The sequence below is a fragment of the Ruegeria sp. YTSC106 genome (genome assembly GCF_059609765.1).
The window spans coordinates 19,061-44,116 of the sequence record NZ_JBXWMI010000017.1; the positions used below are offsets into that span (position 1 = coordinate 19,061).

The following is a 25,056-nucleotide window of genomic DNA, read 5'->3' on the forward strand; positions in this document are numbered from 1 at the left end:
AAAAATGATGGGGTAATATTTGAACTTTTTTACATCATAATTGGTATTTTTGTTGCGCTGCACGTGCAGCATGATATGACCAGACGACCGAGGAAAGGACGCGATTCATGGCCCACGACGGACAGGATATGACCGAGATGACAACTGCTGCAGTTTTGCCCGATCTTCTGAATATGACCCGGGCTGCCGTACCCGCGGTAGAAGCCGTTTTTGAAAAGGCCCGTGAATCCGTGCGCCGCATGGTCTCGGCAGATGGCCGTATCTCTGGCGCTCTGATCGAAGCAAACCAGACCGCCGCACATGGTCTGGCCTGGCTGGCCACGTATAATCAGTCGCTGCAACAGATGCAGCGCTGGGCCGAAGCACTTCAGGCCGAAGGCAAGTTCGGCGAAGTCGAGCAGTTGCTTCACCAGATAGCTTTTGGCGAGTACCTGCATCAGGTCGCAGGTGGCATCCCGATGAACCAGGGCGAAGTCGTGCGCCTTCAGGATATGGGTCTCGGTTGGGATGCGCTGTCGGGCTTTCAGTCGTCCGAAGTACAGACCTTGATGGCGCAGGCAAACTCACAAGCCGCACGCAGCCGTTTGGTCGAGCTGATGCAGGATCAGGCCGGTGCCACCATGTTCGGCGCGTCGGGCCTGGACGAAGAACTTGAGATGATCCGCGACCAGTTCCGCCGCTATGCGCAGGAAAAGGTCGAACCATATGCCCATGAATGGCACCTCAAGGATGAGCTGATCCCGCTGGGAATCATCGAAGAGCTGGCGGAAATGGGCGTTTTCGGGCTGACCATCCCGGAGGAGTTTGGCGGTTTCGGCCTGTCCAAAGCCTCGATGTGCGTTGTGTCCGAAGAACTGTCGCGTGGCTACATTGGCGTTGGCTCACTGGGCACCCGTTCGGAAATCGCAGCCGAATTGATTATCGCCGGCGGCACAGACGAGCAAAAGGCCAACTGGCTGCCGAAACTGGCCAGCGCCGAAATTCTGCCGACCGCTGTCTTCACTGAACCCAACACCGGCTCGGATCTTGGCAGCCTGCGCACCCGTGCCGTGAAGGACGAGAACGGTGATTACCGGATCACCGGCAATAAGACCTGGATCACCCACGCCGCGCGCACCCATGTCATGACCCTGCTGGCGCGGACCGATCCCGACAGCACCGATCACCGCGGCCTGTCCATGTTCCTGGCCGAAAAAACACCGGGCACGGACGAGAACCCCTTCCCCACTCCCGGCATGACCGGTGGTGAGATCGAGGTTCTGGGCTATCGCGGCATGAAGGAATACGAGCTGGGCTTTGACGGCTTCCACATCAAGGGTGAAAACCTGCTGGGGGGTGAAGAAGGCAAGGGTTTCAAACAGCTGATGGAAACCTTTGAAAGCGCCCGCATCCAGACTGCCGCTCGCGCTATCGGCGTGGCGCAAAGCGCGCTGGATATCGCCATGCAATATGCGATCGACCGCAAGCAGTTCGGCAAATCGCTGATCAACTTCCCGCGTGTCTCGGGCAAGCTGGCAATAATGGCGGTCGAGATCATGATTGCGCGCCAGCTGACCTATTTCAGCGCGTGGGAGAAAGACCACGGCCAGCGCTGTGATCTTGAGGCCGGCATGGCCAAGCTGCTAGGCGCCCGGGTGGCCTGGGCAGCAGCCGATAACGGGCTTCAAATCCACGGCGGCAATGGCTTTGCGCTGGAATACAAGATCAGCCGCGTTCTGTGTGACGCGCGCATTCTCAACATTTTCGAAGGGGCTGCCGAGATTCAGGCACAGGTCATAGCACGACGTCTGCTCGGGTGACCGGAACCGGCACCCCGTTTCCCCAACTGACCCGGCCTTTGCGCCGGGTCTTTTTCTTTACGGTGGGGTTTGTACGCACTCTGTCCTTGGAACCTTCCGTTTTGTATAGGCCCACATCGACGCCCTTCAGCGCCTCTACAACGGCACGTGTGACTGGCACGTGTCCAAACTTCCCCCTTTGATCCCGGCACTTTCACAGTTACAGCGTCAGCTGGACCTGACTCAACCCGATCAGCATTTGGTACTTTGCATGACCCGATCCTTCTTCGTCCTTTGCGCCACTCTGACGACGCTCTTTCTTGCGGGCTGCACCACCCCTGCGCCAACGGCCAGTCAAAGTGATATCGAGACGCTTGCGCAGTCGATCCAAAGGCTTGGGCCGGATGTCGATCCGGTTGAAGCCCAGAAGGCGGCAACCATCGCCTACACCTATTCGCAGCAATTGGCGCGGGACTGGAATGTCACCGACCCGGCCATTGTCCACAACGCCAAGGTCATTAACGGGTTCCGTGAAAAAGGGTTGTGCAATGACTGGGCCGAAGCCATGACCAAGCGGCTGCGGCAGGAAAACTTCCGGACACTGGACCTGAATTGGGCCACTTCTCCGCCGACATCCTTTCGAATTATCCACCATTCGGCGTCTATCAGCGCCAAGGGGGATTCGATGTATGACGGCATCATCCTTGATCCCTGGCGCAACAGTGGCGCATTGCACTGGGCGCCGGTGCGCGAGGATACGCGCTATAACTGGAAACCCAGGCAGGAAGTGCGCGAGCAACTGCTGAACGGGTCCCTCCCCTACTGACCGTGGTTCCGCCGACAACCCCGATGCGCTAAGACCCAGCCATGACACGCCTGATCCTGACCCTGCCTTTGATGGCACTGTTCCAATGCGACAAGGACGAAACCGTTGCGGCTTATGGTGCGGCGGACCAGATTTGGGTGCTGCAGGAGATCGATGGTCAGCCCTATGAGGCGAGTGCTCTGCTGCGGTTTCCCGAAGAAGGCAGGATTTCCGGAAACGCTCCGTGCAACAGCTATGACGGAACACTCAACGCGCCCTACCCGTGGTTTGAGGTTCAGAACCTCAGCGCGACGCGCGCCGCCTGCGCGGGGCTCGAAGCGGAAGGGTTCTACTTTGCCGCCCTCATGACCATGACCCAATCCGAAGTGTCAGGCAATGTGCTGATCCTGCGAAACGAGGATGGGCACGAGATGGTGTTCACAGCCGCCGAGTGACCTGATCCACGAACCGGGCCCGCGCTTCGGGCAGCGGATTATGCCCCAAAGACGGCGCGACGCGGTGCTCCAGGAAGTACCCGGTCGTGCGCAGGGCCTCTGCGATCTCGGCGTCGGGCGCAGTGCCTTCCCCGCGCAGACAGGGCGGAAGGGGCAACAGCTTGTCCGCCCAATCACCGGCGCCATTCGCACTAACGGAACGGCCTGTTTTGGGCGATACGTAGATCAATCCTTCGGTCACACCTGTCACGGCGCAGGCTGTCAGATCAAGGCCAAAGCCAAGTTCGTCCAGCAGCGCGAGTTCCCATCGCAGATAAGCCAGAGGCCAGATCTCGTCCTGCCCCAGCAGGTCCATCAACTGTTCCGTCCGTGTATAGAGCGAGGCGTGTGGTTCCCGTTCGGGCAAACAAAAGGACAAGAGAGAGACGACAGCGTTGAGCCCGGACAGTGCCAGCCGCCCTGAAAACGCGGCCGCCGCGCGGGACCGCAGGGGTTCGACCTGAAAGGTGCCGATATGTTCTTCCAGTCGCGCGCGCCACAGCACGTCCAGTTGCGCGCCAGGTTGCAGGATCGGCGCGATCTTGCGGCTTGTCCCACCACGCACCACACCAGCATGACGACCATGGCCTTCGGTGAAGACCTCGATAATCGCCGCTGTTTCGCCATGGCGGCGTAAAGTCAGGAGTATTCCGTGATCGCGCCAGTCCAAAACTCGGCCCTGCTGTTGGTTGGGTTGGATCGCAGAAAATCCCAAGCGACGTCGGCGCGCAAGAGCGGAACTTCTTTTCCCGCTTTCGGCGAGAGTCCTTTTTCCGAAGGCGCCATAGTTTTGTGACTTCGTGCCACCCGTCTTGTGCACGTTCTCACAACCCCCACCTGCGCTTCAAACAGAAGGGGCCGCGCCATGATAGATGACGAACCGCAACCTGCCGTGTATTACGACAAACACGAAATCTGGACGCCGGATCCGACAGCCGCAGACATGCAAGTCTATGAGACGTTTGCTTCGGCCGTCGTCGAACTTGTGCAGGTGCTGGATGACAACAAGCCGATGTTGTCACGGGATGTCTACGCCCGCTTTTTTGCGTCTCTGCTGCACCTGTCCAGAATGTTGGGCGAATACGAAGACGGGTGGAACGGCGGAGATGGCGCGTGATCCAAAGGCGAGCGAAGACCGTGGGGAAGAATATCAGCCTTTCATTCCAAAGGCCCCGGTAGAACGCGTCAGCTGACCCACAGACCGATAGAAACCCCATCAGTTGCCCTGTCCGGGTAGGTCGGGGGTCGCCAAAACTATTCCGAAAAACGCATTGCTTGAATCCAGTTCAGGTATTAATGTTCCGCTTATGTTCTTAAAGTGGGATTCCAAAAATGTCTCTTAACTATGTCATGATCGGTTCTAACGACGTTGCCAAAGCGCGGAAATACTATGACGCGGTTGTTCCCCAGATCGGCGGAAAGGTCATCGCCGAGTATATGCCGCACGCTGTATGCTATGAGCTGCGTGGCGGCGGATGCATATGGGTCGCGACACCGTTCGACAAAGAAGTCGCGACGATCGGAAACGGGAACATGGTTGGTCTGCTGTGCCAAAACGAAGCGGAAGTTCGCGATGCGCACGCAACCGCGCTTGCAAATGGCGGAGCAAACGAAGGTGATCCGGGTGACCGCCCCCAATATGGTCCGAACTTTTTTGGCGCTTATGCACGCGACCCTGACGGGAACAAGATGAGCTTTGTCTATTTTGGCGACGCAGGTTGATGGCGCTGAAAACCACTTGCGAACTTGATAGTGAGAAAAACCTAAGGCGGCAGGAGGTTTAGAACGTCACACCTGCGTGAATTAGGATGCCGATAACCATTAATAAGTTCAGCACCATCGAGAGTCCGTTGCCCACATAGATGGGCAGCTTGCCCACCACCATACCATAGGCAAACCACAGGAAGGACAGCCCGGCATAGAGAGACCAGGACAGAAGCGACTGACCGGTCGCGTGTTCGGAATGGGTAAAGTAGAGCTTGATCAATTGTGGAAGCGTGGCAAAAGGCCCGACAACGCCGACAAAGACCATGAAGCCCTCGAACCGCTGCATCCAGTGGCCAAGTTCCGATTTCTCCAGTTTCTCCGCAAGCGTTTCAGTCACGAAAGCCCCTCTTGGTTGCGCTCGGTCCGTAGGACACGTCAGGCCTTACAGGCCAATTGCAGCAATAAAATAGTCGCTTTGATCTCGGCGTCAAAGACCCTTCTGAATCGTGGTCACTCCAGCCCCTCTTCGCCCAGCAGGTGCCGCCCCTGCCGGTCTTCGACCTCAATCACCCATAGGTCCGGGTCAAAGCCACGTTGACGCTGGATGGCCTGGTCCACGTGGCCCTCCGGGCCAGACGAGAGTTCGACCCATTTTCGTTCACCACTCATCAGATCAAAGCTGCGTTGGAACGCAACGGCCTGTCCATCCAGCGTGTTCAGCTTGACCAGAACTGCGCCTGCCGTGTCATCGCCATGGGCCACCACATAGGCCGGGATATCCTGAAATCGCAGCCGCGCCAGATAGGCGTGGACCCAGAACTCGGCCGTCAGACGGGTCATGCGTTTCCGTCTTTGAAATCCAGACCCATTTCCGAGTAACGCTCGGATTCTTCCAGCCAGTTGGGCCGGACCTTCACTTGCAGGAACAGGTGAATTTTGCGGTCGAGGAATTCTTCCAGTTCTGCCCGCGCAGCCTGGCTGACGGCCTTGATGGTCTCGCCCTTTTTGCCCAACACGATGCCTTTGTGGCCGTCACGCATGACATAGATGACCTGATCGATCTTGGCAGAGCCGTCTTTGCGTTCTTCCCAGTTCTCGGTCTCGACAGTCAGCTGATAGGGCAATTCCTGATGCAGGCGAAGAGTAAGCTTCTCGCGCGTCATTTCCGCGGCGATCATGCGCAGGGGCAGATCGGCGATCTGATCTTCGGGATAGAGCCAGGGGCCTTCAGGCAGTTCAGAGGCCAGCCACTTACGCAGGTCCTCGACGCCGTGGCCCTTTTCAGCCGAGATCATGAAGGTTTCGGCAAACGGGTAGCGTGCGTTCAGGTCACTGGTCAGCGCCAGCAGCTTTTCGGACGGCACCTTGTCGATCTTGTTGATCGCCAACGCGATGGTGCGGCTCTGCCCGATCTCTTCCAGACCTTCGAGGATGCGTTCAACCCCTTCGGTGATACCACGATGCGCTTCAACCATCAGGACAACGACGTCCGCATCTGCGGCCCCGCCCCATGCAGCAGCTACCATGGCGCGATCCAGGCGGCGGCGGGGTTTGAACAGGCCGGGCGTGTCGACGAAGACCAGTTGCGCGTCGCCTTCCATCGCCACTCCGCGGATACGCGCGCGGGTGGTCTGCACCTTATGAGTCACGATCGAAACCTTGGCCCCGACCATGCGGTTCAGCAGAGTTGACTTGCCCGCATTGGGCTCTCCGATCAGGGCGATAAATCCGGCGCGTGTGGTCATGAGTCTGGCGATCCTGTTTGCAAGTGCGCACCCCTATAGCAGAAAGCTTCGACGGGCCAGAGGGATTTGTCGCATTGCGGCCATGCGGTTTCGATGTCAGATGAACGCAGACGCCCAGCCAATCCCAGCCCGGCATCAAATCCGGTCAGTGAGGTTTTCATGAAACGTCGCGAGTTTCTTCTTGGAAGCAGCGCCGCTGCAAGTGTTTTGGGATTGGGAGCGTTGCCTCTGACGGCCAGCGATGCTGCGCAGGAGCTGGTGTTGCAACCTGCCAGCTATCGGTTGCGCGATCAGCTGACCACAGGGATGGTCAGCATGTCACCAGATGCGCCACCACCGGTTCTTTACGGGCGTCAGGGCGAAACACTGCGTCTGACGGTGCGCAATACCCTGCCCGATTATACTGCGATGCATTGGCACGGGCTGCGCATCCGCAACGAGATGGACGGGGTACCCTACCTGACCCAGATGCCCATCGGAGAAAACGAGAGCTTTACCTATGAATTCACACCGCCGGATGCGGGCACGTATTGGTATCACCCTCATTGCATGACGATGGACCAGATGGCCCGAGGGCTGACCGGTGTGATGGTGGTTGCCGAACCGGAAGACCCGGGATTCGACAGCGAGCAGGTCGTCAATCTGCGGGATTTCAGGCTGGACGAAGATGGCGCGTTTCTGCCTGCTTATACTGCCCGCGGCGCTGCGCGGGCGGGCACGTTTGGCAACGTGCAGACCGCTAACTGGCAGAGCGAGGCAGTGTATGACCACGCGGCGGGCAGTCTGGTGCGTGTGCGGGTGGTCAACACGGATACGACCCGTATCTACACGTTGCATCCCGAAGGGGCCGAGGTCCGGATCATCGCATGGGACGGACATCCGGTAGAAACAGACGTGACACTGCCCACAGCAGCCAAGCCGCTTTTGCTGGCCCCGGGTCAACGGGTGGATCTGGCGGTTCGGATGCCGGACGACGAGGGGCAGTCAGCCCTGCTGGTGGCCAAGTTTCCCGGGCAGAAACACCGCACTATGGTCCGGTTGCGGGCTATGGGCAAAACCATTGCACGAGACCTGCAAGAGCTGCGCCCATTGAGGGCAAACCCAGTCGCGCGTCCTGATCTGGGTCAGGCCGAGTTGCATGAATTCGTGTTCGGTTGGACCCCGGAAGGCGGCGCCCCGAATGACGGGTTCTGCGGGTCGTTGGGCTATAGTTTCTGGTCGATCAACCGCACGCCCTGGCCAGGCGATGCGGCGCAGGGAACCGGGCCAATGGCCGTGCTGCAACGGGGCAAGAGCTATGTTCTGCGACTGCGCAATGAATCGCCCAACCTGCACCCGATCCACCTGCACGGGCTGGCCTTCGTTCCGCTGACGTCGAACCTGCGCAAACTGCCACCGTTGCTGTCCGATACCATGCTGTTGTTGAAAGACGAGACCGTCGACGTCGCGCTGGTCGCGGACAATCCCGGCGACTGGGCGTTTCATTGCCACGTGGTAGAACACCAGAAAACCGGACTGGCCGGGTTCATCCGGGTGATTTGACGCTAGCCCAGTGGTGACATGTTCAACGCCAGAACGTGGTTCGGATAGGCTTGGTCTGCGATACGGAAATCCGTGACGCCGACCTGACGGAAGCCTTTGGACAGGTAGAAATCGATGGCCGGAGCGTTCTCGGAATTGGTCGTCAGCCAGATTTCGGTGCGGCCTTTGTTCCGGCAATGGTCAATGGCCACCTGCAACAAAGCTGACCCGATGCCCTTTCCGTGGTGGCGCGGCTGCACGTAAAAGGTCACGATCTCAAGATCGGAAAGCCCGTCAATGGGTGGATCACGGCCCTCTGCCAACCGAATGTAGCCATCGATTCCATCGCGGTTTTCAGACACCACCAGAAGATCACTCCCTTCCTCTAGCAGCGTTTCGAACCGTGCGGTTGTGAACCCGGACAATGCAAACTCGGCGAAGAAAGAACTTACGCCATGGCGCAGGTATGTGCCGATCCAGACTTCAATCGACAACGCGGCCAGGCTGGCGGCGTCCGATTTCCGGGCTGGTCTGAGCTTCATGCCCCTAGGACGAGCTGGCCGGACTCAACCGTTCCAGCAAAGCCTTCGCCGCGGCCTGTTCGGCCTGACGTTTGGATCCTGCGGTGGCCTGTGCCTCGGTGCCGTCCTGAAGGCGGGCCGCAATGGTGAATATCGGGGCGTGGTCTGGACCACTGCGTTTGACTTCGACGTATGAGGGCGGCTTTTGCCCACGCGCCTGCGCCCATTCCTGCAACGAGGTCTTGGCGTCACGCGCATCTGCCTCGACCTCGTGGATGCGGTCCCCCCAAAGCGCCAGGATGACATCGCGGGCGGCCTCGAACCCCGCATCCCGGTAGATGGCGGCGATCACGGCCTCCATCGCGTCACCCAGCAGCGCTTGCTTGCGGCGGCCACCAGTCAGCATCTCGGAGCGGCCCAGTTTCAGGACCGCGCCCAGATCGATCTGGCGGGCTACATCTGCGCAGGCCTCTTTGCGGACCAATGCGTTGAACCGGGGGGCCAACTGGCCTTCGGAGGCTTTTTTGTCAGCTTCAAGCAACGCGGTGGCCATGACAAGGCCCAGGACGCGGTCGCCCAGAAACTCCAGCCGCTGATTGTCTGGTCGGGTGGACGAAGACACCGAGCCATGGGTCAGCGCACGCACCAGCAGTTCGGGGTTTTTGAACTCATACCCCAATCGCCGCTGGAACGCCTTTATCTCAGACGAAAGCTTCAATTGACCGCCTTGAAGAAGCGGTCCGACCGCCATGTCCAGAAGAACAGCATCGAACGGCCGGCAGACGAGAACATGATCCGGTCGGCGCGACCGATCAGGTTTTCATAAGGCACGTATCCCACACCACCGGCAGATTGCGGCAGACGGCTGTCGCTGGAATTGTCACGGTTGTCACCCATGAAGAAATAGTTGCCCTCGGGCACGGTATAGATGCCGGTATTGTCTGATGCCTGGTTGCCGATGTTCAGCACATCATAGGAAACGCCATTGGGCAGGGTTTCGATCAGGCGCGACTTTTCGCAGGTGCCGCCAATACCGACAGGACCGTTTTCACAGCGCGGGCGCAGACGCTGCGGGCCCTGCGGTTCTGCAACTTCGGTGAACACGCCATCGGGCTGCTGTGGAACCGGAGTGCCATTGAGGATGATCTGGCCATCGCGGACCTGGATCCGGTCGCCCGGCAACCCGATCAGGCGTTTGATATAATCACGCCCGGTGACCGGATGGCGAAAGACAATGACATCGCCACGTTCCGGATCACCGCCCCAGATACGGCTGTCGTCGTCGCCCTTCATCCAGCCACAGATGTCTTCGGCGTCCACATTCAGGCCGACGCTGGGGATGATCAGGCTGGGGCAGGATGCATAGGAATAGCCATAAGCCATCTTGTTGACGAAGAGGAAATCGCCGATCAACAGCGTCTGCTTCATCGAGCCCGAGGGGATCCAGAACGGCTGAAAGAAGAGGGTACGGAACACGCCGGCAATCAGCAGCGCATAGACGATGGTTTTGATCGTCTCCCAGACGGGATTTCCGGTCTTGGCTTCCTCGGCCATACTGCTCTCTCCAGTTCTTTGCTTGGCTTCGCTGCTACATGCGGGGGCGATGGGGGTGAGTCAAGGCTGCGTGGTGAGATCTTGAAGCGGCCGCGCCTCGATCACCACGAAAGCCTGCGCCCAGGGATGGTCATCGGTCAGCGTGACGTGGATGATCGCCTCGTGCCCTTCAGGCGTCATTTCGCGCAGCCGTTCGGCGGCCCAGCCTGTCACATGCATCACGGGCTGGCCGGTGCGCAGATTGGTGACGGCCATGTCTTTCCACGCGATGCCCATGCGCAAACCGGTACCCAGCGCCTTGGAACAGGCCTCTTTCGCGGCCCAGCGTTTGGCATAAGTACCCGCGGTGTCGGCGCGGCGTTCGGCCTTGCGCTGTTCGGTGTCAGTAAAGACGCGATTGCGGAACCGGTCGCCGAACCGGTCGAGCGTGCCCTGGATGCGATCAATATTTGCCAGGTCTGTGCCGATGCCGAGGATCATGACAATCTCACCGTCAGGATCTTGTAACTCGCCACACCAAAGAACCCGGCGAAGGCGAAATCGAACCAGCGGCGGGCGCGGCGGTAGGTTCGGACCATGCGCTCGGATGAAAACAGAAACGCATAGCCGATGAAGATCAAAAGCGATCCGGCATAAAGCATGGCGAAATAACCCAGCAGCGTCGTCAGGCTGGCATCATTGGGCGCGACGATGGCGTAGATCGAGCCCCAGCTGAGGATCGCCTTGGGGTTGGTCAGGTGAATTGCCGCGCCCTTGGCAAAGATGGTCGGCAAAGTACCCGTGACCGGTTTGCCCAAAGCGACCTCATCCGAGGTCATCGCACGGCGCAGGGCCTTCAGCGCCAGCCAGCCCAGATAGGCTACGCCGATATAGCGGATCACCTCGAACACCCAGACATTGGCCAGCATGATCGCCGACAGGCCAAGCGCGGCGGCAATGCCCCACGCGGCAGATCCAACGCAAATGCCCAGTGCAAAGGCCAGCCCAGCGGTGCGGCCTTCGTTCATAGCTGTTCCGGCAATGCCCATCGTGGCGGGGCCCGGAGAGCCGCCAGCCATCAGCCAGGCTAGCCAGATGGCGACAAAGCCGGGGGTGATCACGCCCGCGCCTCATCCATAAGGCGGCGCATTTCCTGAATGGCCGGGGTCAGACCCAGAAAGATCGCCTCGCCAATCAGGAAATGACCGATATTCAGTTCCTTGACCTCGGGGAAAGCGGCAACCGGCTTTACAGTTTCATAGGTCAGGCCATGGCCCGCATGAACCTCAAGCCCCAGCGAATGGGCGAAGGTGGACATCTGGCGCAGCGATTCAAGCTCGCGCTCGGCATCCTCGATACGGCCTTCGGCATAGGCGTCGCAACAGGCGCCGGTGTGCAGTTCGATTACCTCAGCGCCGATACGGTGCGCGGCCTCGATCTGGCGTTGATCGGCGGCGATGAAGATCGACACCCGACAGCCGACATCACGCAAAGGCGCGATGAAATGCGCCAGCCTGTTTTCCTCGCGCGCGACTTCAAGACCGCCCTCGGTGGTGCGCTCCTCGCGCTTTTCGGGAACGATGCAGACCGCGTGCGGCTTATGGCGCAAGGCGATTTTCTGCATCTCGGGCGTCGCGGCCATCTCAAAGTTCAGCGGCACCGACAGAACCTCCATCAGCCCGTCGATATCGGCGTCCGAGATATGGCGTCGATCTTCGCGCAAATGCGCGGTGATGCCGTCGGCGCCTGCCTCTTCCGCCAGTTTGGCGGCGCGCAGCGGATCCGGATAATCCCCGCCCCGCGCATTGCGCACCGTGGCCACGTGATCGATGTTCACACCCAAACGCAGATGGTTCTCAGACATCCCTCGATTCCTTTTGCATGTTTTGGCCCGAGCCTAGAGGCTCTGCCGAAGAAACGTCAGCCGAATCTGACGCCAAACGCTTGATTTCATCAAACTTCGCCTTGATCTTGGCCCGACGGCGCTGCTGGTACGTCAGGATCAAAGGCAGGCTGAGGTAATAGCAGATCACACCCGCAACGACGCCCGGAATGATCCCACCGATCATGTAGGGGTAGAAGACGTCGTCGTAGAACTGCGACAGCCCGTGCCAGTCGGCCACGCGATCCGTAAACAACGCCAAGAAATTGTTCTTGAGATCCCCTATAGCACTGGCGAATTTGCCCATCAGCCCCCGTGTGTCGCCTTCTTCGTATTCGGTGCCCAGCAGGAAATGCCCGGTCTGAAGACAGATCACCCCAATCGGTACATACGTGAGCGGGTTGCCAAAGAACGTGCCGCTGAGCGCGGCCAGAAGATTGCCTTTGATCAGCCTTGCGCCGATGGCGGCGACTAGAAAATGCAACCCGTAAAACGGAGTAAAGGCCGCGAAAACACCCGCCCCTATGCCGCGCGCGATTCGGTCAGGGGTATCCGGCAGACGCCGGACACGGTGTTTCACGTAATGGAAGGCGCGGGTCCATCCGCCACGCGGATAGACGAAATCCGATGCGATCTGGACTGGAGAGCGTCGGTCTCGGCGCTTGAATACCACCCGTGATCACCCCTTCTCAGCCAGCCGCAACCGAAGTCTTGACCTGATCCCGATACCGTTCGACCGCAGCAACATCGCTTTCCGCCTCTAGCATCAGCATCAGTGAGTGGAGCTGTTCAAGGTCGCGCAGCTCGACATTGATCAGAAGGCGATAAAAATCCGGTTTGCGATCAACAAACTCGAGGTTCGAGATATTGGCCTTTTTCTCGCCGATCAATGTGCAAATACGCCCCAGAACCCCGGCATCGTTGCCAATGGTCAGATCCAACGTCGCGCCATAGACGGCCGGGTGGGTGCCCGAGTGCCAGTGCAGATCGACCCACCGGTCAGGTTCGCCTTCGAACTCGCTGAGCCGATCGCAATCGATGGCATGCACGACCACGCCCTTGCCCCGATAGGTGATGCCGACGATACGTTCCCCCGGAAGCGGTTGACAGCAGGGGGCCCGGTCGAACTTCTGCCCCGGCTCCAGGCCAATCACCGCACGGCGCAGCGGAATGGCGTCGCCGTCGTCCTTGGCAAGTTCGGGATAGACGGCCTGAACCACCTCATGCGCGGTCAGTTCGGCGCTGCCAAGACGGGCCAGTAGCTCGTGCCGATCTTTCAGGCGCAGGTGTTTTGCGGCGGTATCAAGCGCTTTGTCGGTCGCCTTGCGGCCCACGTGCTCGAACCCGGAACGCGCCAGTTCCTTGCCCAGCTTGATGAATCGTTCCCGATCCACCTCGCGCAGGGCGCGGCGAATGGCGGTACGGGCCTTGCCGGTGACTGCAATCTCAAGCCACGTGACCTGTGGCGTCTGACCGTCGGCAGTGATGATGTCCACGGACTGGCCATTTTTGAGCCGCGTCCAGAGCGGAACGCGGATACCGTCAACCTTGGCCCCGACACAGGCGTGACCGATACGGGTATGAATGGCATAGGCAAAATCGATGGGTGTCGCGCCACGCGGCAGTTTAACCACGTCGCCCTTGGGGGTGAAACAGAACACCTGGTCCGAGTACATCTCGAGCTTGACGGCTTCGAGGAAGTCTTCGTGATCTTCCTCGTTGTCGAACTGCTCGGTCAGGTTGGAAATCCATTTGGCCGGATCGACGGCGAATGGGTTCTCGGTGCGCACACCGTCGCGATAGGACCAATGCGCCGCGACCCCGGTTTCGGCCACGTCATGCATCTGCCGGGTACGGATCTGGACCTCGACCCGTTTACCGTCCCGGCCAGAAACCGTGGTGTGGATGGAGCGGTAACCGTTGGATTTCGGCTGGCTTATGTAGTCCTTGAACCTGCCCGGCACCGCCCGCCAGCGCTGATGGATGGCACCCAGAGTCCTATAGCAGTCTTCTTCCGTCTGGGTGATGATGCGGAAACCGTAGATGTCAGACAAGCGAGAGAAGCCCTGATCCTTTTCCTGCATCTTGCGCCAGATCGAATAGGGTTTCTTGGCGCGACCAAAAACCTCTGCCTCGATACCCGCTTTTTCCAGCTCGTGTCGCATGTCGCCGGTGATGCGATGAATCACGTCGCCGGTTTCGCGTTGCAGGGTGATGAAGCGACGGATGATCGACTGGCGGCCTTCGGGGTTGAGGACACGGAAAGCCAGATCTTCAAGTTCCTCGCGCATCCACTGCATGCCCATCCGGCCCGCAAGCGGTGCGTAGATATCCATCGTCTCACGGGCTTTGACGATCTGCTTTTCCGGGCGCATCGCCTTGATCGTGCGCATGTTGTGCAAACGGTCGGCGAGCTTGACCAGAATGACCCGCAGGTCCTTGGACATGGCCATGAACAGCTTGCGGAAGTTCTCGGCCTGCTTGGTCTCGCGGCTGGACAGTTGCAGGTTGGTTAGCTTGGTGACGCCATCCACCAGTTTGGCGACCTCATCCCCAAAAAGTTCAGCCACCTTGCCATAGTTGGCCTTGGTGTCTTCGATCGTGTCGTGAAGCAGCGCCGTGATGATGGTTGCATCATCCAGACGCTGTTCGGTCAGGATGGCGGCAACGGCAACGGGATGGGTGAAATAGGGTTCACCGGAATGACGGAATTGCCCTTCATGCATCTGCTGGCCAAATTCGTAGGCCAGCGCAATGCGGTCAGCATTTGTCTTGGGATTGTAGTTGCGGACCAGCGCAATCAGGTCGTCAGCAGAAATCATCCGGTCCGCACCTTCGTCTTCAGGGCTTACCCCTGCCCTTGAGCCTCCATCAGAGCGCGCAGGAGCTTCTCTTCGGACATGTCGTCCATGGCGGGTTTGTCCGTTTCGGCACCCATCAGCAGCGCCATCTGATCCTCTTCGGGCTCATCAACCTCGATCTGGGTCTGGTTGGCCTCGATCAGCCGCTCGCGCAGTTCGTCTGCGCTTTGGGTTTCGTCGGCGATTTCACGCAGAGACACGACAGGGTTCTTGTCGTTATCGCGGTCAACGGTAATCGCTGCACCGGCGGAAATCTCACGCGCCCGATGGGCGGCGAGCATCACCAGCTCGAACCGGTTTGGAACCTTGTCTACGCAATCTTCAACCGTCACGCGGGCCATTGGGCGCTCTCCGTTTCTGAATCCATGTCAGGAAGGGGTTTATCTAAGCGCGAATCCGCGCCTTGACAAGCAGGAAATGCTGCATTTGCACGGATCACAGCGCCGTGACCGCCTCGACCTCTGCCGCGGGAAGGGCCTGGATCATCTCGGAGACCGTGAGATCCAGAACCGGATGACGCCATTCGGGCACGATATCGGCCATTGGCACCAGGACAAAGGCGCGATCCTGAAGGCGCGGGTGCGGCAGAACCAACTGATCCGGCGCCTCCTGCCTTTGCGATTCGGCCGGCAGGGTCAGCCAGCGATCGAACACGGCGCGATCCGGCAGGACCTGATCTTCGAAACAGACCAGATCCAGATCCAGCGTCCGCATCCCCCAGCGCTGCACCCGTTCGCGCCCGAATTCCTGTTCGACCTCGTGCAGCGCCTGCAACACCTGCGACGGAGATTTCTCGGTCGCAATCAGCGCCGCGGCATTCACGTAGTCCGGGCCGGCCCCGGCGGGAAAGCACGGTGTCGCAAAAAAACGACTGACAGAGCGAATCATCACATTGTGACGCGATAACGCGTCAAGCGCGCTCTGAAGTGTTACAGCGGGACTATTTCCTCTCAAATCGAGATTTGCGCCCAGCGCAACAACGGCATTTGGCATGGATTTGCTCATGTGATACCCTACATTCGACCCATTGCATACTTGCGATAACCGACAGAAGTTCTAATTATAGGCTTACCAGAGCGCGTCATTTTATCACTCACTCACTCACGTAACGCGGCACGCACTGGATTATACCGGAAGGGACCATTTATGTTTTATAAAGACGAACGGCTAGCGCTGTTCATCGACGGCTCGAATCTTTATGCCGCGGCAAAAGCACTCGGTTTCGACATTGACTACAAACTTCTGCGGCAGGAATTCATGCGCCGCGGCAAGCTTCTTCGTGCCTTCTACTACACAGCGCTGCTGGAAAACGACGAGTATTCGCCGATCCGTCCATTGGTTGACTGGCTGCATTACAATGGCTTCACCATGGTCACGAAACCGGCCAAGGAATACACCGACAGCATGGGGCGTCGGAAAGTCAAAGGAAATATGGATATCGAGCTTACCGTCGATGCCATGGAACTGGCGCCGCGCGTCGATCATATCGTGCTGTTCTCGGGTGATGGGGATTTCCGCCCGTTGATCGCCAGCCTGCAACGGCAGGGTGTGCGCGTATCGGTGGTTTCGACCATCCGCAGCCAGCCACCGATGATCTCGGACGAACTGCGCCGCCAGGCAGACAATTTCATCGAGCTGGAAGACCTGCGCGATGTCATCGGTCGCCCGCCGCGTGAAATGCCAACGGAGCATCGCAGCGTCGCTGTTGCCAGCAACAGCTAACAAGGCGACTGGCCTGTCATGATGGGAAAAAATCGCGCGGTCAGGACGTCGGTCCTGGCCGCGCTTCTTTAACAAGGTACAGGTGCTTAAACATCACCTGATTAGCAACGATTCGTGTCAGAGGAATGACGATGTCCTGTCTGGACCAAGGCCGGGAAAAGACTTACCTGTGCCATAAGGAGACAGCCTGATGAAAAAGCCGCCACTGACACTTTACCTTGCCGCCCCACGCGGGTTCTGCGCCGGTGTGGACCGCGCCATCAAGATCGTTGAGATGGCTTTGCAGAAATGGGGCCCACCGGTCTATGTGCGCCACGAGATCGTGCACAACAAATTCGTGGTCGATGGCCTTCGCGCCAAAGGGGCCGTTTTCGTCGAAGAGTTGCAGGAATGCCCCGATGACCGCCCCGTGATCTTTTCCGCCCACGGAGTGCCGAAATCCGTTCCCGCCGAGGCTGCCCAGCGCGAGATGATATATGTGGACGCCACCTGTCCTCTGGTTTCCAAGGTGCATGTCGAGGCGCAGCGCCACGCGGATGCGGGGTTGCAGATGATTATGATCGGCCACAAGGGCCATCCGGAAACCGTGGGCACCATGGGGCAGTTGCCCGAGGGCGATGTGCTGCTGGTCGAGACCGTGGACGACGTTGCCACGGTGCAGGTGCGCGACCCGCAGAAGCTGGCCTTTGTCACCCAAACCACCCTGTCGGTCGATGACACCAAGGACATCATCGCAGCCCTTCAGGCCCGGTTCCCAGCCATTGTCGGACCGCACAAGGAAGACATCTGCTATGCCACCACGAACCGGCAGGAAGCGGTGAAGTCCGTGGCCCCCAAGGCGGATGCCTTGCTGGTTGTGGGGGCGCCGAATTCATCGAACTCGCGCCGCCTGGTCGAGGTCGCCTCGCGCGAGGGGTGTCAGTACGCGCAGCTTGTCCAGCGCGCCACCGAGATTGACTGGCGCGCGCTTGAGGGTATCTCGACCGTGGCTGTCACTGCAGGCGCGTCGGCCCCGGAGGTTCTGGTGAACGAGGTGATCGAAGCGTTCAGCGCGCATTATGATGTCACCGTCGAGCCGGTCGAGACCGCCATTGAAAACGTCGAGTTCAAAGTCCCCCGCGTGTTAAGGCAACCGGCGTGAACGGAGTGCCGAAAGCACCGCTCTATCTGGGACTGGCGGGACTTGTCCCGTTTGTCTGGGGCGCGCTGACCTATCTGAACGGCGACCTGAATGCCTGGGGCGCGCAAACCTTTGGCCCACGTTTCGTAGGGCCCTATGTGCAACTGTTCTATGGATCGGTCATCCTGAGCTTCATGTCCGGTGTTCTCTGGGGCTTTGCCACCAAGACGTCAGGCAGCAAGGCGGCACTGTGTTATCTGTTGTCGGTTCTGCCCGCGCTTTGGGCATTTGCTATGACAGGGGGCGGGCCGGTCAATGCGGGCACCAATCTGATATATGGGTTCGTTGGCTTGTTGTTGCTGGATGCCCTGTTTTCCTACTGGCGCCTTACACCGATCTGGTGGATGCAGTTGCGCATCCTGCTGACCGCAGTCGTATTGGCCAGCCTTGCAGTCGGAGTGTACCTGTGACCGATGAACGTACGATCAAAGCCTATACAAACAAGGTGGCCGAATATCTGAAGATCCCCCTGCCGCCCGAGCAGCTTGAGGCTCGTCAGGCTTTCGCCGATGCGGTCGGTGCAGGAGGCTATGTACTGGATCTGGGGTCCGGGCCGGGGTCGGACAGCAGTTTCCTTATGCGTCAGGGGCTGAAAGTTCGGGCACTGGATGCCACGCCAGCCTTTGTCGAACATGCACGCGTAAACGGTGTGGATGCACATCTGGGTACGTTCGATGACGTCACCGAGACAGCCGAATATGACGGGATTTACGCCAGCTTTTCCCTGCTGCACGCACCCCGCGCAGATTTCCCGCGCCATCTGCAATCGATCCACAGGGCTCTGAAACCGGGCGGCCAGTTGTTTCTGGGGATGAAACTGGGCACCGGTGAGCACCGCGATGATCTGGATCGCTATTACACCTATTACACAGAGTCCGAAATCGAAGACGCATTGAAAGAGGCCGGGTTTACGATTGATCGCGCAGTCCACGGCATCGGAAAGGGTCTGGCCGGATCGTATGATGGATATGTTCTGGTGTTTGCCCATGCCTGAATTGTTTGCATATACAGACGGCGCCTGTTCGGGCAATCCTGGCCCCGGCGGCTGGGGCGTGCTGCTGCGCGCGATGGACGGGGACAGGGTTCTGAAAGAACGTGAGCTCAACGGAGGCGAGGCCGAGACCACCAACAACCGGATGGAGTTGCTGGCCGCCATCAGCGCGCTGGAAACGCTGGAGCGGCCGTCGAAGATCACCATCGTCACCGACAGCGCCTATGTGAAGAACGGTGTCACCGGCTGGATTTTCGGTTGGAAGCGCAACGGTTGGAAAACCTCGAACAAGAAGCCGGTTAAGAATGTCGATCTGTGGCAGCGTCTGGATGAGGCGCAGGAACGGCATGATGTGACCTGGGAATGGGTCAAGGGCCACGCGGGCCACCCCGAGAATGAAAAAGCCGATGAACTGGCTCGTGCCGGCATGGCGCCGTTCAAACCGAAAAAGGCACAGGCGTGACCGCACTGACGCTGCTGGACTATGCCTCAGTTCTGATCTTCGCGTTGACAGGGGCACTGGTGGCCAGCCGTGCCCAGCTGGATCTGGTGGGCTTTGCTTTCATGGCCTGCCTGACCGCCGTCGGTGGCGGCACTGTACGAGACCTTTTGCTGGATCGTCACCCGATCTTTTGGGTCGGGCAGCCGAATTACATCCTGATCGCAGTCGCGGCGTCGGTCTTGGTGTTCTTTACAGCACATCTGGTTGAAAGCCGTTATAACTGGCTGGTCTGGCTGGACAGTTTTGCGCTGTCGGTTGCCGTTGCGGCCGGAACCGGCGCGGCGCTGTCGCTGGATCAGTCCGGGGTCATTGTCGTTTTGATGGGTGTGACCACCGGATGCCTGGGTGGGCTGATGCGCGACGTGGTCTGCAACGAAGTGCCGCTGGTGCTGAAACAGGGCGAACTTTATGTGTCCTGTGCCTTTACAGGTGCCCTGACGGCAGTGCTGGCTGCCAGATTGGGGACAGAGCCTGCGTTTTCTCTGGCTCTCTGCGCGCTGGTGTGCTGGGCGTTGCGAGCCGGATCTTTGATGTTTGGCTGGCAGATGCCGGTCTACAAAAGCCGCCCGCCGCGCAACTGAGCCTATCTGTGGACGCCAAAGCGGCATGCTGATACCCCTGCTGAAAGCGCAGCCCGGAGGCCAATGTGTCCTTTAGACTTACATCCATCACATCTTGCCTGGCCCTGCTCGCCTCATGTGGCGCGTATTACACTCCTGTCAGTTTTGTTGCTCAGGGCGACCAGATCATCGCCTCGGGCACGATTGACGAGACAACCCTGTCTGCCTTTGAGGAAGTGATCGCCCAAAACCCCGAAGCCCGAACGCTGGTGCTGCAATACATTGAAGGATCGTTGGATGATGACGCCAACGTTATTTTCAGCCGCGAAGTGCACAGGGCCGGGTTCGATACCGTCGTGCCCTCGAACGGTCTGGTTGCCAGCGGGGGCACCGATCTGTTTCTGGCCGGAAACCGCCGCGTCCTGCAACCGGGGGCCTGTGTCGGTGTCCACAGCTGGGCCGGGTCAGGTCTGGTGGCGACCGACTTGCCCGAGGACGACCCCGAACATGACCGATACCTGGACTATTTCAAAGACATCGGCGTGGATGAGGCATTCTACTGGTACACCCTCTATGCCGCCCCGGCCGACAGTATGCACTGGATGAACACCACCGAAGCGAACCGGTTCGGTTTGACCACCAGAGGTGCTCCGGCACTTGGGTCTGCGACGGAGTGCGACGAAAGGTAAGTTAGCCGTTCAACAAGCGCGCGCCGATTTCCTTGACGAACTTCGCGGCCACCATCGCCGTCATGCCATAGGGGTCGCGATGCGGGTTAAGCTCGACAATATCTGCACCGACCAGCTGACCTTTGAACCGATGGATCAGGTCGATAACCTCGCGCGTGCTCAGCCCGCCTGGCTCATGGTGCGAGACGCCGGGGGCAAAGGCCGGGTCCAACGCATCCAGATCCAGTGACAGGTAGACGGGGCCATCGAAGGCAATCTGCAAATCGGGGCTCCAGCTGCGCATGTCGATCACCTCGACGCCGAACCTGTCGGCCTGTTCACGCTGATGCGCGTTCATGGTGCGGATGCCGACCTGCACCAGACGCTTGACCGGGCAGTTCTCCATCACGCGGGCAAAGGGGCAGCCATGGCCGAGCGGTCCGATATCCTGCGTTTCGTACAGATCAGGGTGGCTGTCGATATGCAGGATATTCAGCCCTTCGTACCGGTCTGCATGGGCCTTGATCAGCGGATAGGCCACGGAATGGTCACCGCCCAGTGACAACAGGCGTGCGCCGGTTGCGATCCGCTTCGCCGCTTCGGCCTCGATCCGGTCAATCGGTTCCTGCCCGCGCATCTCAAAAACACCCAGATCGCCGGTATCCCGGAATTGGGCGCTTGCACCCAGATCAGTGCCATCCTCGGCCGTCAGGTTGGCCGCGCCGGAATGCAGCGCCTCGCGGATGCGTCCGGGGGCGAATGCCGGCCCTTGCAGGAACGAGGAATGCAGATCCAGAGGAATGCCCATCAAAGCGACATCTCCCGGCTTCAGTTCGTACGGCATCATCACTCCCCTTTTTACTTGAATGTGATCTGGATGGAGGAATGGCGCCGGGTCAAGGGGTTAACGGCGCAGGTAGGTCTGCCAGATCCAGATCACCAGCAATGCACCCAGAACCGCCCCGACAAAACCAGACAGCCACCCCATAACGGTTACAAGAAACCGCAGAACGAACCCTCCGATCAAGGCCCCGACAATACCGATCAGCATGGTCGTCGGGATGTCGGCCTCGATCCGCATCAGGCGGGTGGCGAGGAACCCTGCCGCTGCGCCGATGATGATCAGGGCGACGATTGGCATATCACTTCCTCCAATGGGTCGGCACGATGATCAGGGCCCCAATGGACGAAATCACCGAATCCAGCCCCGGAGGGCCAAAGCTGATGCCAAACATGATGCGGACGAAATAGAACAGGAACGCCCCGCCCACGCAGATGATGATGGATTGTAAATATCCGTTATGGGTGAAACCGGTCTGTTCGGACAGATACCCGACGATCCCGGCAATCACGACAGTGCCCATCATCACCATGAACATATGGCTTTACTCCGAAGACATCCGGGTGCCAATCGGGATTGGCCAGCCCCGCAGGAAGGTTTCCCTATCCTGCGCGCCTTTGCCTGCCCTTTGCAAGCGCAGCAGCTCTACGGCACCCTGCCCGCAGGCCACATACAGATTGTCATTCAGAACCTCCCCCGGTGCGCCCTGTCCTTCGGCCAGACGCGAGGCGAGGAGCTTTACCCGATTGCCTTCGATCTCGGTCCAGGCCCCGGGAAAGGGCGACAGGCCGCGGATCTGCCGATCGACCTCAACGGCGGGGCGCGACCAGTCCACGCGAGCCTCGGACTTGTCGATCTTTGCGGCATAGGTGACACCAATCTCGGGCTGCGGATCAGGAGTCAGGCCGGGCAGCTTTGCCAACGCCTCAACAATCAGAGCCGCGCCCATCGCCGAGAGCCGGTCATGCAGTTCCGCGGTGGTTTCCTCGGGCCCGATATCGGTGGCCTGCCGCAGCAGAACGGGGCCGGTATCAAGGCCCGCCTCCATTTGCATGATACAGATGCCGGTTTGCGCATCGCCTGCCATGATCGCCCGATGGATCGGAGCCGCCCCGCGCCAGCGCGGCAACAGGCTGGCGTGAATGTTCAGGCAGCCATGAGTCGGCGCATCGAGGACGGGCTGGGGCAGGATTAGCCCATAAGCCACAACGACCGCCACATCCGCATTCAGTGCGGCAAAACTGTCCTGTTCCTCAGCCGGTTTCAGCGAGGTTGGGTGACGCACGTCCAGACCCAGCGCCTGAGCACGTGCGTGAACCGGCGTTGGGCGATCCTTCTTGCCCCGCCCCGCTGGGCGCGGGGGCTGGCAATAGACGGCGGCGATCTCATGCCCGGCCTCGACCAGCGCATCCAGAACCGGCACCGAGAAATCCGGGGTTCCCATGAAAACAACGCGCATCTTTATACCTGTTTTTTGACTTTTCGCAGCAGCATGTCGCGTTTAACCTTGCTGAGCCGGTCGAAATACATCCGGCCATTCAGATGGTCGATCTGGTGCTGGACACTGGTGGCCTCGATGCCGACAAAATCGCGACGGTCCACCATGCCCTGTTCGTTCAGGAATTTGACAGTCACTGCACGCGGACGTTTTACCGTGGCCGACACGCCCGGCAGGTTCGGACTGGCCTCTTCATGTTCACGCAGTTCAATCGAGCTGTGCAGAATTTCCGGGTTCGCCAGACGCACGGCCTTGCCCCGCTCGGCCGACCCATCGACCACGGCCAGACGCAACATCACTCCGATCTGCGGCGCGGCCAGACCGACACCGGGCATGGCCTCCATCGTGTCGATCATGTCCTGCCAAATCCGACGAATTTCATCGGTGATTTCGGTCACCTGATCCGCCTTGGTGCGCAAGCGTTTGTCGGGCCAGGGCAGACAGGTACGAACGGTCATACGCGCGTCCGTTCACGTTTGAGCTTTTGCATCTTGCGGGTAATCATTTGCCGTTTCAAAGGTTTGAGATAGTCGATGAACAGCTTGCCGTTCAAATGGTCGATTTCATGCTGCACGCAAGTGGCCCAAAGCCCGTCGAAAGTCTCCTGTTGCAGGTTTCCCTTCTCGTCCATCCAGGTGACATCGACCACCTTGGGGCGGGTCACTTCGGCATATTGATCCGGGATCGACAGGCATCCTTCCTCGTACACATTGGTTTCTTCGGAAGACGCGATAACCTCGGGGTTGAACATGATCAGCGGGCGCGGTGTTTCGCCTTCTTCCTTGACGCAGTCCAGCACGATCAACCTCTCCAGAACACCGATCTGAGGTGCGGCGAGGCCAATCCCGGGCGCGTCATACATGGTTTCCAGCATGTCGTCAGCCAGCGTGCGCAGCTCATCCGTCAGGTCGGACACAGGCGCACAGACCTTTTTCAGGCGGGGGTCGGGATGGATCAGGATATTGCGTCTCATGTGGCTGATTTAGGCCATCCCGCCCCGCGCCGCAACGCCCCCCTTGCACCTGCCCGATTTGCGGTTAGCTTTCGATCGACAAAATGGAGCAGACATGACTTTCAACGACCTGATCGACCGCCGGGGCACCAACAGTTCAAAATGGGACAAGATGGAGATGTTGTATGGCATCTCGCCCGAGGACGGTCTGGCCATGTGGACGGCCGATTCCGATTACCAAACAGCACCCTGCGTGATCGACGCGGTGCGCAAAGCCGCAGATCACGGCGTGTTTGGCTATTCATGGATGCACCCGGATTACCTGGCGTCGGTTCAGTGGTGGATGAAAACCCGGCATGATTGGGAAATCGACTCAGATTGGATTCTGACAACCCAGGGTCTGGGCAATGCAATCGCCCTGTCGCTGGATGTATGGACCGATCCCGGTGATGGCATCGTGATCTTCACCCCCGTCTACCATGAGTTCGCGCACAAGGTGAACAAATCGGGCCGCCGTGTCGTAGAATGCCCATTGGTGCGGGACAGGGATAGCTATGGCCTTGATCTGGAGGACGCCCAGTCCCGGCTGGACGGGTCCGAGAAGATGCTGCTGTGGTGTTCGCCGCAAAACCCGTCAGGTCGCGTCTGGACACCCGAGGAATTGCAAGCCGTAGCCGCGTTTGCCGAACGGAACGGTTTGATCCTGATATCGGACGAGATTCACCACGATTTGGTCTATCCCGACGCCAAATTTGTGCCGATGGATGTGGCCGCTCCAGATGCGCGGCCTTGGACAGTGACGCTGACGGCAGCGTCGAAGACCTTCAACATCGCCGGGCAGCGGACCGGCAATATGATCATTCCCGATCCCAAACTGCGCGCGGCCATGAAGCAACGGCTGCAGACATTGGATTACGATCCCAGCGCGCTGGGTGTGGCGATGATCACCGCCGCCTACAGCCCCGAAGGGGCCGAATGGGTGGATGCCCAGATCGCGCATCTGGAGGAAAACCGGCGCCTGTTCGATCAGACCATCGCCGAAATTCCGGGGCTTTGGTCGATGCCCTTGCAGGCGACCTATCTGGCCTGGGTCGATTTCTCGGGCACCGGCATGGATCACGCCGAATTTGTCCGTCGTCTGCGCGAGGACGCGCGGATCGCGACATCGTCAGGTCCGGGTTTCGGCACTGGAGGCGAGACGTTCGAACGGTTCAACCTCGCCACACAAAGAGCGCGGGTTGAGGAAGCTTGCGTGCGGCTGAAACAGGCCTTCGGGGATCTGCAATAAGTATGCG

The 25,056-nt window shown here is 59.4% G+C and carries 34 protein-coding genes; 14 read left to right on the plus strand and 20 right to left on the minus strand.

Annotated elements, in window-relative coordinates; genetic code table 11:
- The first annotated feature begins 107 nt into the window (after positions 1–107).
- The 3 genes from AC2FEB_RS19135 (at position 108) to AC2FEB_RS19145 (ending at position 3,038) form a co-directional block, all read left to right on the plus strand.
- On the plus strand, positions 108–1,799 hold the full coding sequence (locus tag AC2FEB_RS19135) for an acyl-CoA dehydrogenase family protein (RefSeq protein ID WP_496675880.1): 1,692 nt from the start codon (positions 108–110) through the stop codon (positions 1,797–1,799).
- 160 nt (positions 1,800–1,959) lie between these two features.
- On the plus strand, positions 1,960–2,604 hold the full coding sequence (locus tag AC2FEB_RS19140; RefSeq protein WP_496675883.1) for a hypothetical protein: 645 nt from the start codon (positions 1,960–1,962) through the stop codon (positions 2,602–2,604).
- A gap of 41 nt (positions 2,605–2,645) precedes the next feature.
- The gene (locus AC2FEB_RS19145; RefSeq protein WP_117869859.1) at positions 2,646–3,038 is read left to right on the plus strand and encodes an META domain-containing protein; all 393 of its coding nucleotides are present in this window, start codon (positions 2,646–2,648) and stop codon (positions 3,036–3,038) included.
- Here AC2FEB_RS19145 and recO read toward each other — a convergent pair.
- Positions 3,022–3,747 (minus strand): DNA repair protein RecO, encoded by a 726-nt coding sequence (recO, locus tag AC2FEB_RS19150; protein ID WP_117872845.1) that lies wholly within the window; start codon positions 3,745–3,747, stop codon positions 3,022–3,024. The two genes, AC2FEB_RS19145 and recO, sit on opposite strands and share 17 nt — an antisense overlap.
- Positions 3,748–3,942: 195 nt before the next feature.
- On the opposite strand from recO, the gene AC2FEB_RS19155 reads away from it, so the two are divergent.
- Positions 3,943–4,194, plus strand: a complete 252-nt coding sequence (locus AC2FEB_RS19155; RefSeq protein WP_299900540.1) for a hypothetical protein — start codon at positions 3,943–3,945, stop codon at positions 4,192–4,194.
- A gap of 215 nt (positions 4,195–4,409) precedes the next feature.
- Positions 4,410–4,799, plus strand: a complete 390-nt coding sequence (locus AC2FEB_RS19160; protein ID WP_496675887.1) for a VOC family protein — start codon at positions 4,410–4,412, stop codon at positions 4,797–4,799.
- Between the two features lie 58 nt (positions 4,800–4,857).
- Here AC2FEB_RS19160 and AC2FEB_RS19165 read toward each other — a convergent pair whose 3' ends face one another.
- From AC2FEB_RS19165 to era, 3 genes are all read right to left on the minus strand, one after another.
- Positions 4,858–5,181, minus strand: a complete 324-nt coding sequence (locus AC2FEB_RS19165; protein ID WP_117869862.1) for a SemiSWEET transporter — start codon at positions 5,179–5,181, stop codon at positions 4,858–4,860.
- 113 nt (positions 5,182–5,294) lie between these two features.
- Positions 5,295–5,624 carry a DUF1491 family protein gene (locus tag AC2FEB_RS19170; RefSeq protein ID WP_496675890.1) on the minus strand — a complete coding sequence of 110 codons (330 nt, stop codon included), beginning with the start codon at positions 5,622–5,624 and terminating at the stop codon, positions 5,295–5,297.
- Positions 5,621–6,529 carry a GTPase Era gene (gene era / locus AC2FEB_RS19175; RefSeq protein ID WP_496675893.1) on the minus strand — a complete coding sequence of 303 codons (909 nt, stop codon included), beginning with the start codon at positions 6,527–6,529 and terminating at the stop codon, positions 5,621–5,623. The genes AC2FEB_RS19170 and era overlap by 4 nt, the downstream gene beginning before the upstream one ends.
- 159 nt (positions 6,530–6,688) lie before the next feature.
- Here era and AC2FEB_RS19180 point away from each other — a divergent pair, with 159 nt between their 5' ends.
- Positions 6,689–8,071 (plus strand): multicopper oxidase family protein, encoded by a 1,383-nt coding sequence (locus AC2FEB_RS19180; RefSeq protein ID WP_496675895.1) that lies wholly within the window; start codon positions 6,689–6,691, stop codon positions 8,069–8,071.
- Between the two features lie 2 nt (positions 8,072–8,073).
- Here AC2FEB_RS19180 and AC2FEB_RS19185 read toward each other — a convergent pair whose 3' ends face one another.
- The 10 genes from AC2FEB_RS19185 to folK all read right to left on the minus strand — a co-directional run bounded on the left by AC2FEB_RS19185 (position 8,074) and on the right by folK (position 15,852).
- Positions 8,074–8,592: a GNAT family N-acetyltransferase gene (locus AC2FEB_RS19185; protein ID WP_496675897.1), complete on the minus strand. Its 519-nt coding sequence runs from the start codon at positions 8,590–8,592 to the stop codon at positions 8,074–8,076.
- A gap of 4 nt (positions 8,593–8,596) precedes the next feature.
- Positions 8,597–9,289, minus strand: coding sequence for a ribonuclease III (rnc, locus tag AC2FEB_RS19190; protein WP_496675899.1), 693 nt, complete (start codon positions 9,287–9,289; stop codon positions 8,597–8,599).
- A complete protein-coding gene (gene lepB, locus AC2FEB_RS19195) occupies positions 9,286–10,125 on the minus strand; it encodes a signal peptidase I (RefSeq protein WP_117869867.1) in 840 nt (279 codons plus the stop codon). Before lepB ends, rnc begins: the two co-directional genes overlap by 4 nt.
- A gap of 60 nt (positions 10,126–10,185) precedes the next feature.
- A complete protein-coding gene (gene acpS, locus AC2FEB_RS19200; protein WP_117869868.1) occupies positions 10,186–10,605 on the minus strand; it encodes a holo-ACP synthase in 420 nt (139 codons plus the stop codon).
- Entirely contained in the window at positions 10,602–11,225 is a 624-nt protein-coding gene (locus tag AC2FEB_RS19205) for a LysE family translocator (protein WP_496675902.1), read from the minus strand. Before AC2FEB_RS19205 ends, acpS begins: the two co-directional genes overlap by 4 nt.
- Positions 11,222–11,968, minus strand: coding sequence for a pyridoxine 5'-phosphate synthase (locus AC2FEB_RS19210; RefSeq protein ID WP_496675904.1), 747 nt, complete (start codon positions 11,966–11,968; stop codon positions 11,222–11,224). The genes AC2FEB_RS19205 and AC2FEB_RS19210 overlap by 4 nt, the downstream gene beginning before the upstream one ends.
- Complete coding sequence (locus AC2FEB_RS19215; RefSeq protein ID WP_496675906.1) at positions 11,961–12,659, minus strand: DUF2062 domain-containing protein; 699 nt, start codon at positions 12,657–12,659, stop codon at positions 11,961–11,963. The genes AC2FEB_RS19210 and AC2FEB_RS19215 overlap by 8 nt, the downstream gene beginning before the upstream one ends.
- A 16-nt stretch (positions 12,660–12,675) precedes the next feature.
- Complete coding sequence (locus tag AC2FEB_RS19220; protein WP_117869872.1) at positions 12,676–14,808, minus strand: RelA/SpoT family protein; 2,133 nt, start codon at positions 14,806–14,808, stop codon at positions 12,676–12,678.
- A gap of 26 nt (positions 14,809–14,834) precedes the next feature.
- Positions 14,835–15,188, minus strand: coding sequence for a DNA-directed RNA polymerase subunit omega (gene rpoZ, locus AC2FEB_RS19225; RefSeq protein ID WP_117869873.1), 354 nt, complete (start codon positions 15,186–15,188; stop codon positions 14,835–14,837).
- Positions 15,189–15,282: 94 nt separating this feature from the next.
- Entirely contained in the window at positions 15,283–15,852 is a 570-nt protein-coding gene (gene folK / locus AC2FEB_RS19230; RefSeq protein ID WP_117869874.1) for a 2-amino-4-hydroxy-6-hydroxymethyldihydropteridine diphosphokinase, read from the minus strand.
- A gap of 141 nt (positions 15,853–15,993) precedes the next feature.
- Between folK and AC2FEB_RS19235 the strand changes: the two genes are divergently transcribed.
- The 7 genes from AC2FEB_RS19235 (at position 15,994) to AC2FEB_RS19265 (ending at position 20,491) form a co-directional block, all read left to right on the plus strand.
- Positions 15,994–16,569: a LabA-like NYN domain-containing protein gene (locus tag AC2FEB_RS19235; RefSeq protein WP_117869875.1), complete on the plus strand. Its 576-nt coding sequence runs from the start codon at positions 15,994–15,996 to the stop codon at positions 16,567–16,569.
- A 190-nt stretch (positions 16,570–16,759) separates the two neighbouring features.
- On the plus strand, positions 16,760–17,710 hold the full coding sequence (gene ispH, locus AC2FEB_RS19240; RefSeq protein ID WP_117869876.1) for a 4-hydroxy-3-methylbut-2-enyl diphosphate reductase: 951 nt from the start codon (positions 16,760–16,762) through the stop codon (positions 17,708–17,710).
- Positions 17,707–18,159, plus strand: coding sequence for a DUF3429 domain-containing protein (locus AC2FEB_RS19245; protein ID WP_117869877.1), 453 nt, complete (start codon positions 17,707–17,709; stop codon positions 18,157–18,159). Before ispH ends, AC2FEB_RS19245 begins: the two co-directional genes overlap by 4 nt.
- Positions 18,156–18,743 (plus strand): class I SAM-dependent methyltransferase, encoded by a 588-nt coding sequence (locus AC2FEB_RS19250; RefSeq protein ID WP_117869878.1) that lies wholly within the window; start codon positions 18,156–18,158, stop codon positions 18,741–18,743. The genes AC2FEB_RS19245 and AC2FEB_RS19250 overlap by 4 nt, the downstream gene beginning before the upstream one ends.
- Positions 18,736–19,203 (plus strand): ribonuclease HI, encoded by a 468-nt coding sequence (gene rnhA, locus AC2FEB_RS19255; RefSeq protein WP_117872847.1) that lies wholly within the window; start codon positions 18,736–18,738, stop codon positions 19,201–19,203. Before AC2FEB_RS19250 ends, rnhA begins: the two co-directional genes overlap by 8 nt.
- Positions 19,200–19,823 (plus strand): trimeric intracellular cation channel family protein, encoded by a 624-nt coding sequence (locus tag AC2FEB_RS19260; protein WP_117869879.1) that lies wholly within the window; start codon positions 19,200–19,202, stop codon positions 19,821–19,823. The genes rnhA and AC2FEB_RS19260 overlap by 4 nt, the downstream gene beginning before the upstream one ends.
- Before the next feature lie 65 nt (positions 19,824–19,888).
- Positions 19,889–20,491 carry a COG3904 family protein gene (locus AC2FEB_RS19265; RefSeq protein ID WP_254683710.1) on the plus strand — a complete coding sequence of 201 codons (603 nt, stop codon included), beginning with the start codon at positions 19,889–19,891 and terminating at the stop codon, positions 20,489–20,491.
- Between the two features lies 1 nt (position 20,492).
- Here AC2FEB_RS19265 and speB read toward each other — a convergent pair whose 3' ends face one another.
- Genes speB through def (AC2FEB_RS19295) form a run of 6 tightly spaced genes read right to left on the minus strand, consistent with a single transcriptional unit; the run spans position 20,493 to position 23,782 of the window.
- Positions 20,493–21,314: an agmatinase gene (gene speB / locus AC2FEB_RS19270; RefSeq protein WP_117872849.1), complete on the minus strand. Its 822-nt coding sequence runs from the start codon at positions 21,312–21,314 to the stop codon at positions 20,493–20,495.
- Between the two features lie 60 nt (positions 21,315–21,374).
- A complete protein-coding gene (locus AC2FEB_RS19275) occupies positions 21,375–21,611 on the minus strand; it encodes a GlsB/YeaQ/YmgE family stress response membrane protein (RefSeq protein ID WP_117869880.1) in 237 nt (78 codons plus the stop codon).
- A 1-nt stretch (position 21,612) separates the two neighbouring features.
- On the minus strand, positions 21,613–21,849 hold the full coding sequence (locus AC2FEB_RS19280; RefSeq protein ID WP_117869881.1) for a hypothetical protein: 237 nt from the start codon (positions 21,847–21,849) through the stop codon (positions 21,613–21,615).
- A 6-nt stretch (positions 21,850–21,855) separates the two neighbouring features.
- Positions 21,856–22,770, minus strand: a complete 915-nt coding sequence (fmt, locus tag AC2FEB_RS19285; RefSeq protein WP_117869882.1) for a methionyl-tRNA formyltransferase — start codon at positions 22,768–22,770, stop codon at positions 21,856–21,858.
- A 2-nt stretch (positions 22,771–22,772) separates the two neighbouring features.
- Positions 22,773–23,267 carry a peptide deformylase gene (def, locus tag AC2FEB_RS19290; RefSeq protein ID WP_117869883.1) on the minus strand — a complete coding sequence of 165 codons (495 nt, stop codon included), beginning with the start codon at positions 23,265–23,267 and terminating at the stop codon, positions 22,773–22,775.
- On the minus strand, positions 23,264–23,782 hold the full coding sequence (def, locus tag AC2FEB_RS19295; protein ID WP_117869884.1) for a peptide deformylase: 519 nt from the start codon (positions 23,780–23,782) through the stop codon (positions 23,264–23,266). Before def (AC2FEB_RS19295) ends, def (AC2FEB_RS19290) begins: the two co-directional genes overlap by 4 nt.
- Positions 23,783–23,876: 94 nt before the next feature.
- Between def (AC2FEB_RS19295) and AC2FEB_RS19300 the strand changes: the two genes are divergently transcribed.
- The gene (locus AC2FEB_RS19300) at positions 23,877–25,049 is read left to right on the plus strand and encodes a MalY/PatB family protein (protein ID WP_496675917.1); all 1,173 of its coding nucleotides are present in this window, start codon (positions 23,877–23,879) and stop codon (positions 25,047–25,049) included.
- Positions 25,050–25,056 lie beyond the last annotated feature (7 nt).

Coding starts and splice junctions, on each gene's coding strand:
- AC2FEB_RS19135 (WP_496675880.1), top strand. CDS start 108: ATGGCCCACGACGGACAGGATATGACCGAGATGACAACTGCTGCAGTT.
- AC2FEB_RS19145 (WP_117869859.1), top strand. CDS start 2,646: ATGACACGCCTGATCCTGACCCTGCCTTTGATGGCACTGTTCCAATGC.
- AC2FEB_RS19155 (WP_299900540.1), top strand. CDS start 3,943: ATGATAGATGACGAACCGCAACCTGCCGTGTATTACGACAAACACGAA.
- AC2FEB_RS19160 (WP_496675887.1), top strand. CDS start 4,410: ATGTCTCTTAACTATGTCATGATCGGTTCTAACGACGTTGCCAAAGCG.
- AC2FEB_RS19170 (WP_496675890.1), bottom strand. CDS start 5,624: ATGACCCGTCTGACGGCCGAGTTCTGGGTCCACGCCTATCTGGCGCGG.
- era (WP_496675893.1), bottom strand. CDS start 6,529: ATGACCACACGCGCCGGATTTATCGCCCTGATCGGAGAGCCCAATGCG.
- AC2FEB_RS19180 (WP_496675895.1), top strand. CDS start 6,689: ATGAAACGTCGCGAGTTTCTTCTTGGAAGCAGCGCCGCTGCAAGTGTT.
- AC2FEB_RS19185 (WP_496675897.1), bottom strand. CDS start 8,592: ATGAAGCTCAGACCAGCCCGGAAATCGGACGCCGCCAGCCTGGCCGCG.
- lepB (WP_117869867.1), bottom strand. CDS start 10,125: ATGGCCGAGGAAGCCAAGACCGGAAATCCCGTCTGGGAGACGATCAAA.
- acpS (WP_117869868.1), bottom strand. CDS start 10,605: ATGATCCTCGGCATCGGCACAGACCTGGCAAATATTGATCGCATCCAG.
- AC2FEB_RS19210 (WP_496675904.1), bottom strand. CDS start 11,968: ATGTCTGAGAACCATCTGCGTTTGGGTGTGAACATCGATCACGTGGCC.
- AC2FEB_RS19220 (WP_117869872.1), bottom strand. CDS start 14,808: ATGATTTCTGCTGACGACCTGATTGCGCTGGTCCGCAACTACAATCCC.
- rpoZ (WP_117869873.1), bottom strand. CDS start 15,188: ATGGCCCGCGTGACGGTTGAAGATTGCGTAGACAAGGTTCCAAACCGG.
- folK (WP_117869874.1), bottom strand. CDS start 15,852: ATGAGCAAATCCATGCCAAATGCCGTTGTTGCGCTGGGCGCAAATCTC.
- AC2FEB_RS19235 (WP_117869875.1), top strand. CDS start 15,994: ATGTTTTATAAAGACGAACGGCTAGCGCTGTTCATCGACGGCTCGAAT.
- ispH (WP_117869876.1), top strand. CDS start 16,760: ATGAAAAAGCCGCCACTGACACTTTACCTTGCCGCCCCACGCGGGTTC.
- rnhA (WP_117872847.1), top strand. CDS start 18,736: ATGCCTGAATTGTTTGCATATACAGACGGCGCCTGTTCGGGCAATCCT.
- speB (WP_117872849.1), bottom strand. CDS start 21,314: ATGCCGTACGAACTGAAGCCGGGAGATGTCGCTTTGATGGGCATTCCT.
- AC2FEB_RS19275 (WP_117869880.1), bottom strand. CDS start 21,611: ATGCCAATCGTCGCCCTGATCATCATCGGCGCAGCGGCAGGGTTCCTC.
- AC2FEB_RS19280 (WP_117869881.1), bottom strand. CDS start 21,849: ATGTTCATGGTGATGATGGGCACTGTCGTGATTGCCGGGATCGTCGGG.
- fmt (WP_117869882.1), bottom strand. CDS start 22,770: ATGCGCGTTGTTTTCATGGGAACCCCGGATTTCTCGGTGCCGGTTCTG.
- def (WP_117869883.1), bottom strand. CDS start 23,267: ATGACCGTTCGTACCTGTCTGCCCTGGCCCGACAAACGCTTGCGCACC.
- def (WP_117869884.1), bottom strand. CDS start 23,782: ATGAGACGCAATATCCTGATCCATCCCGACCCCCGCCTGAAAAAGGTC.
- AC2FEB_RS19300 (WP_496675917.1), top strand. CDS start 23,877: ATGACTTTCAACGACCTGATCGACCGCCGGGGCACCAACAGTTCAAAA.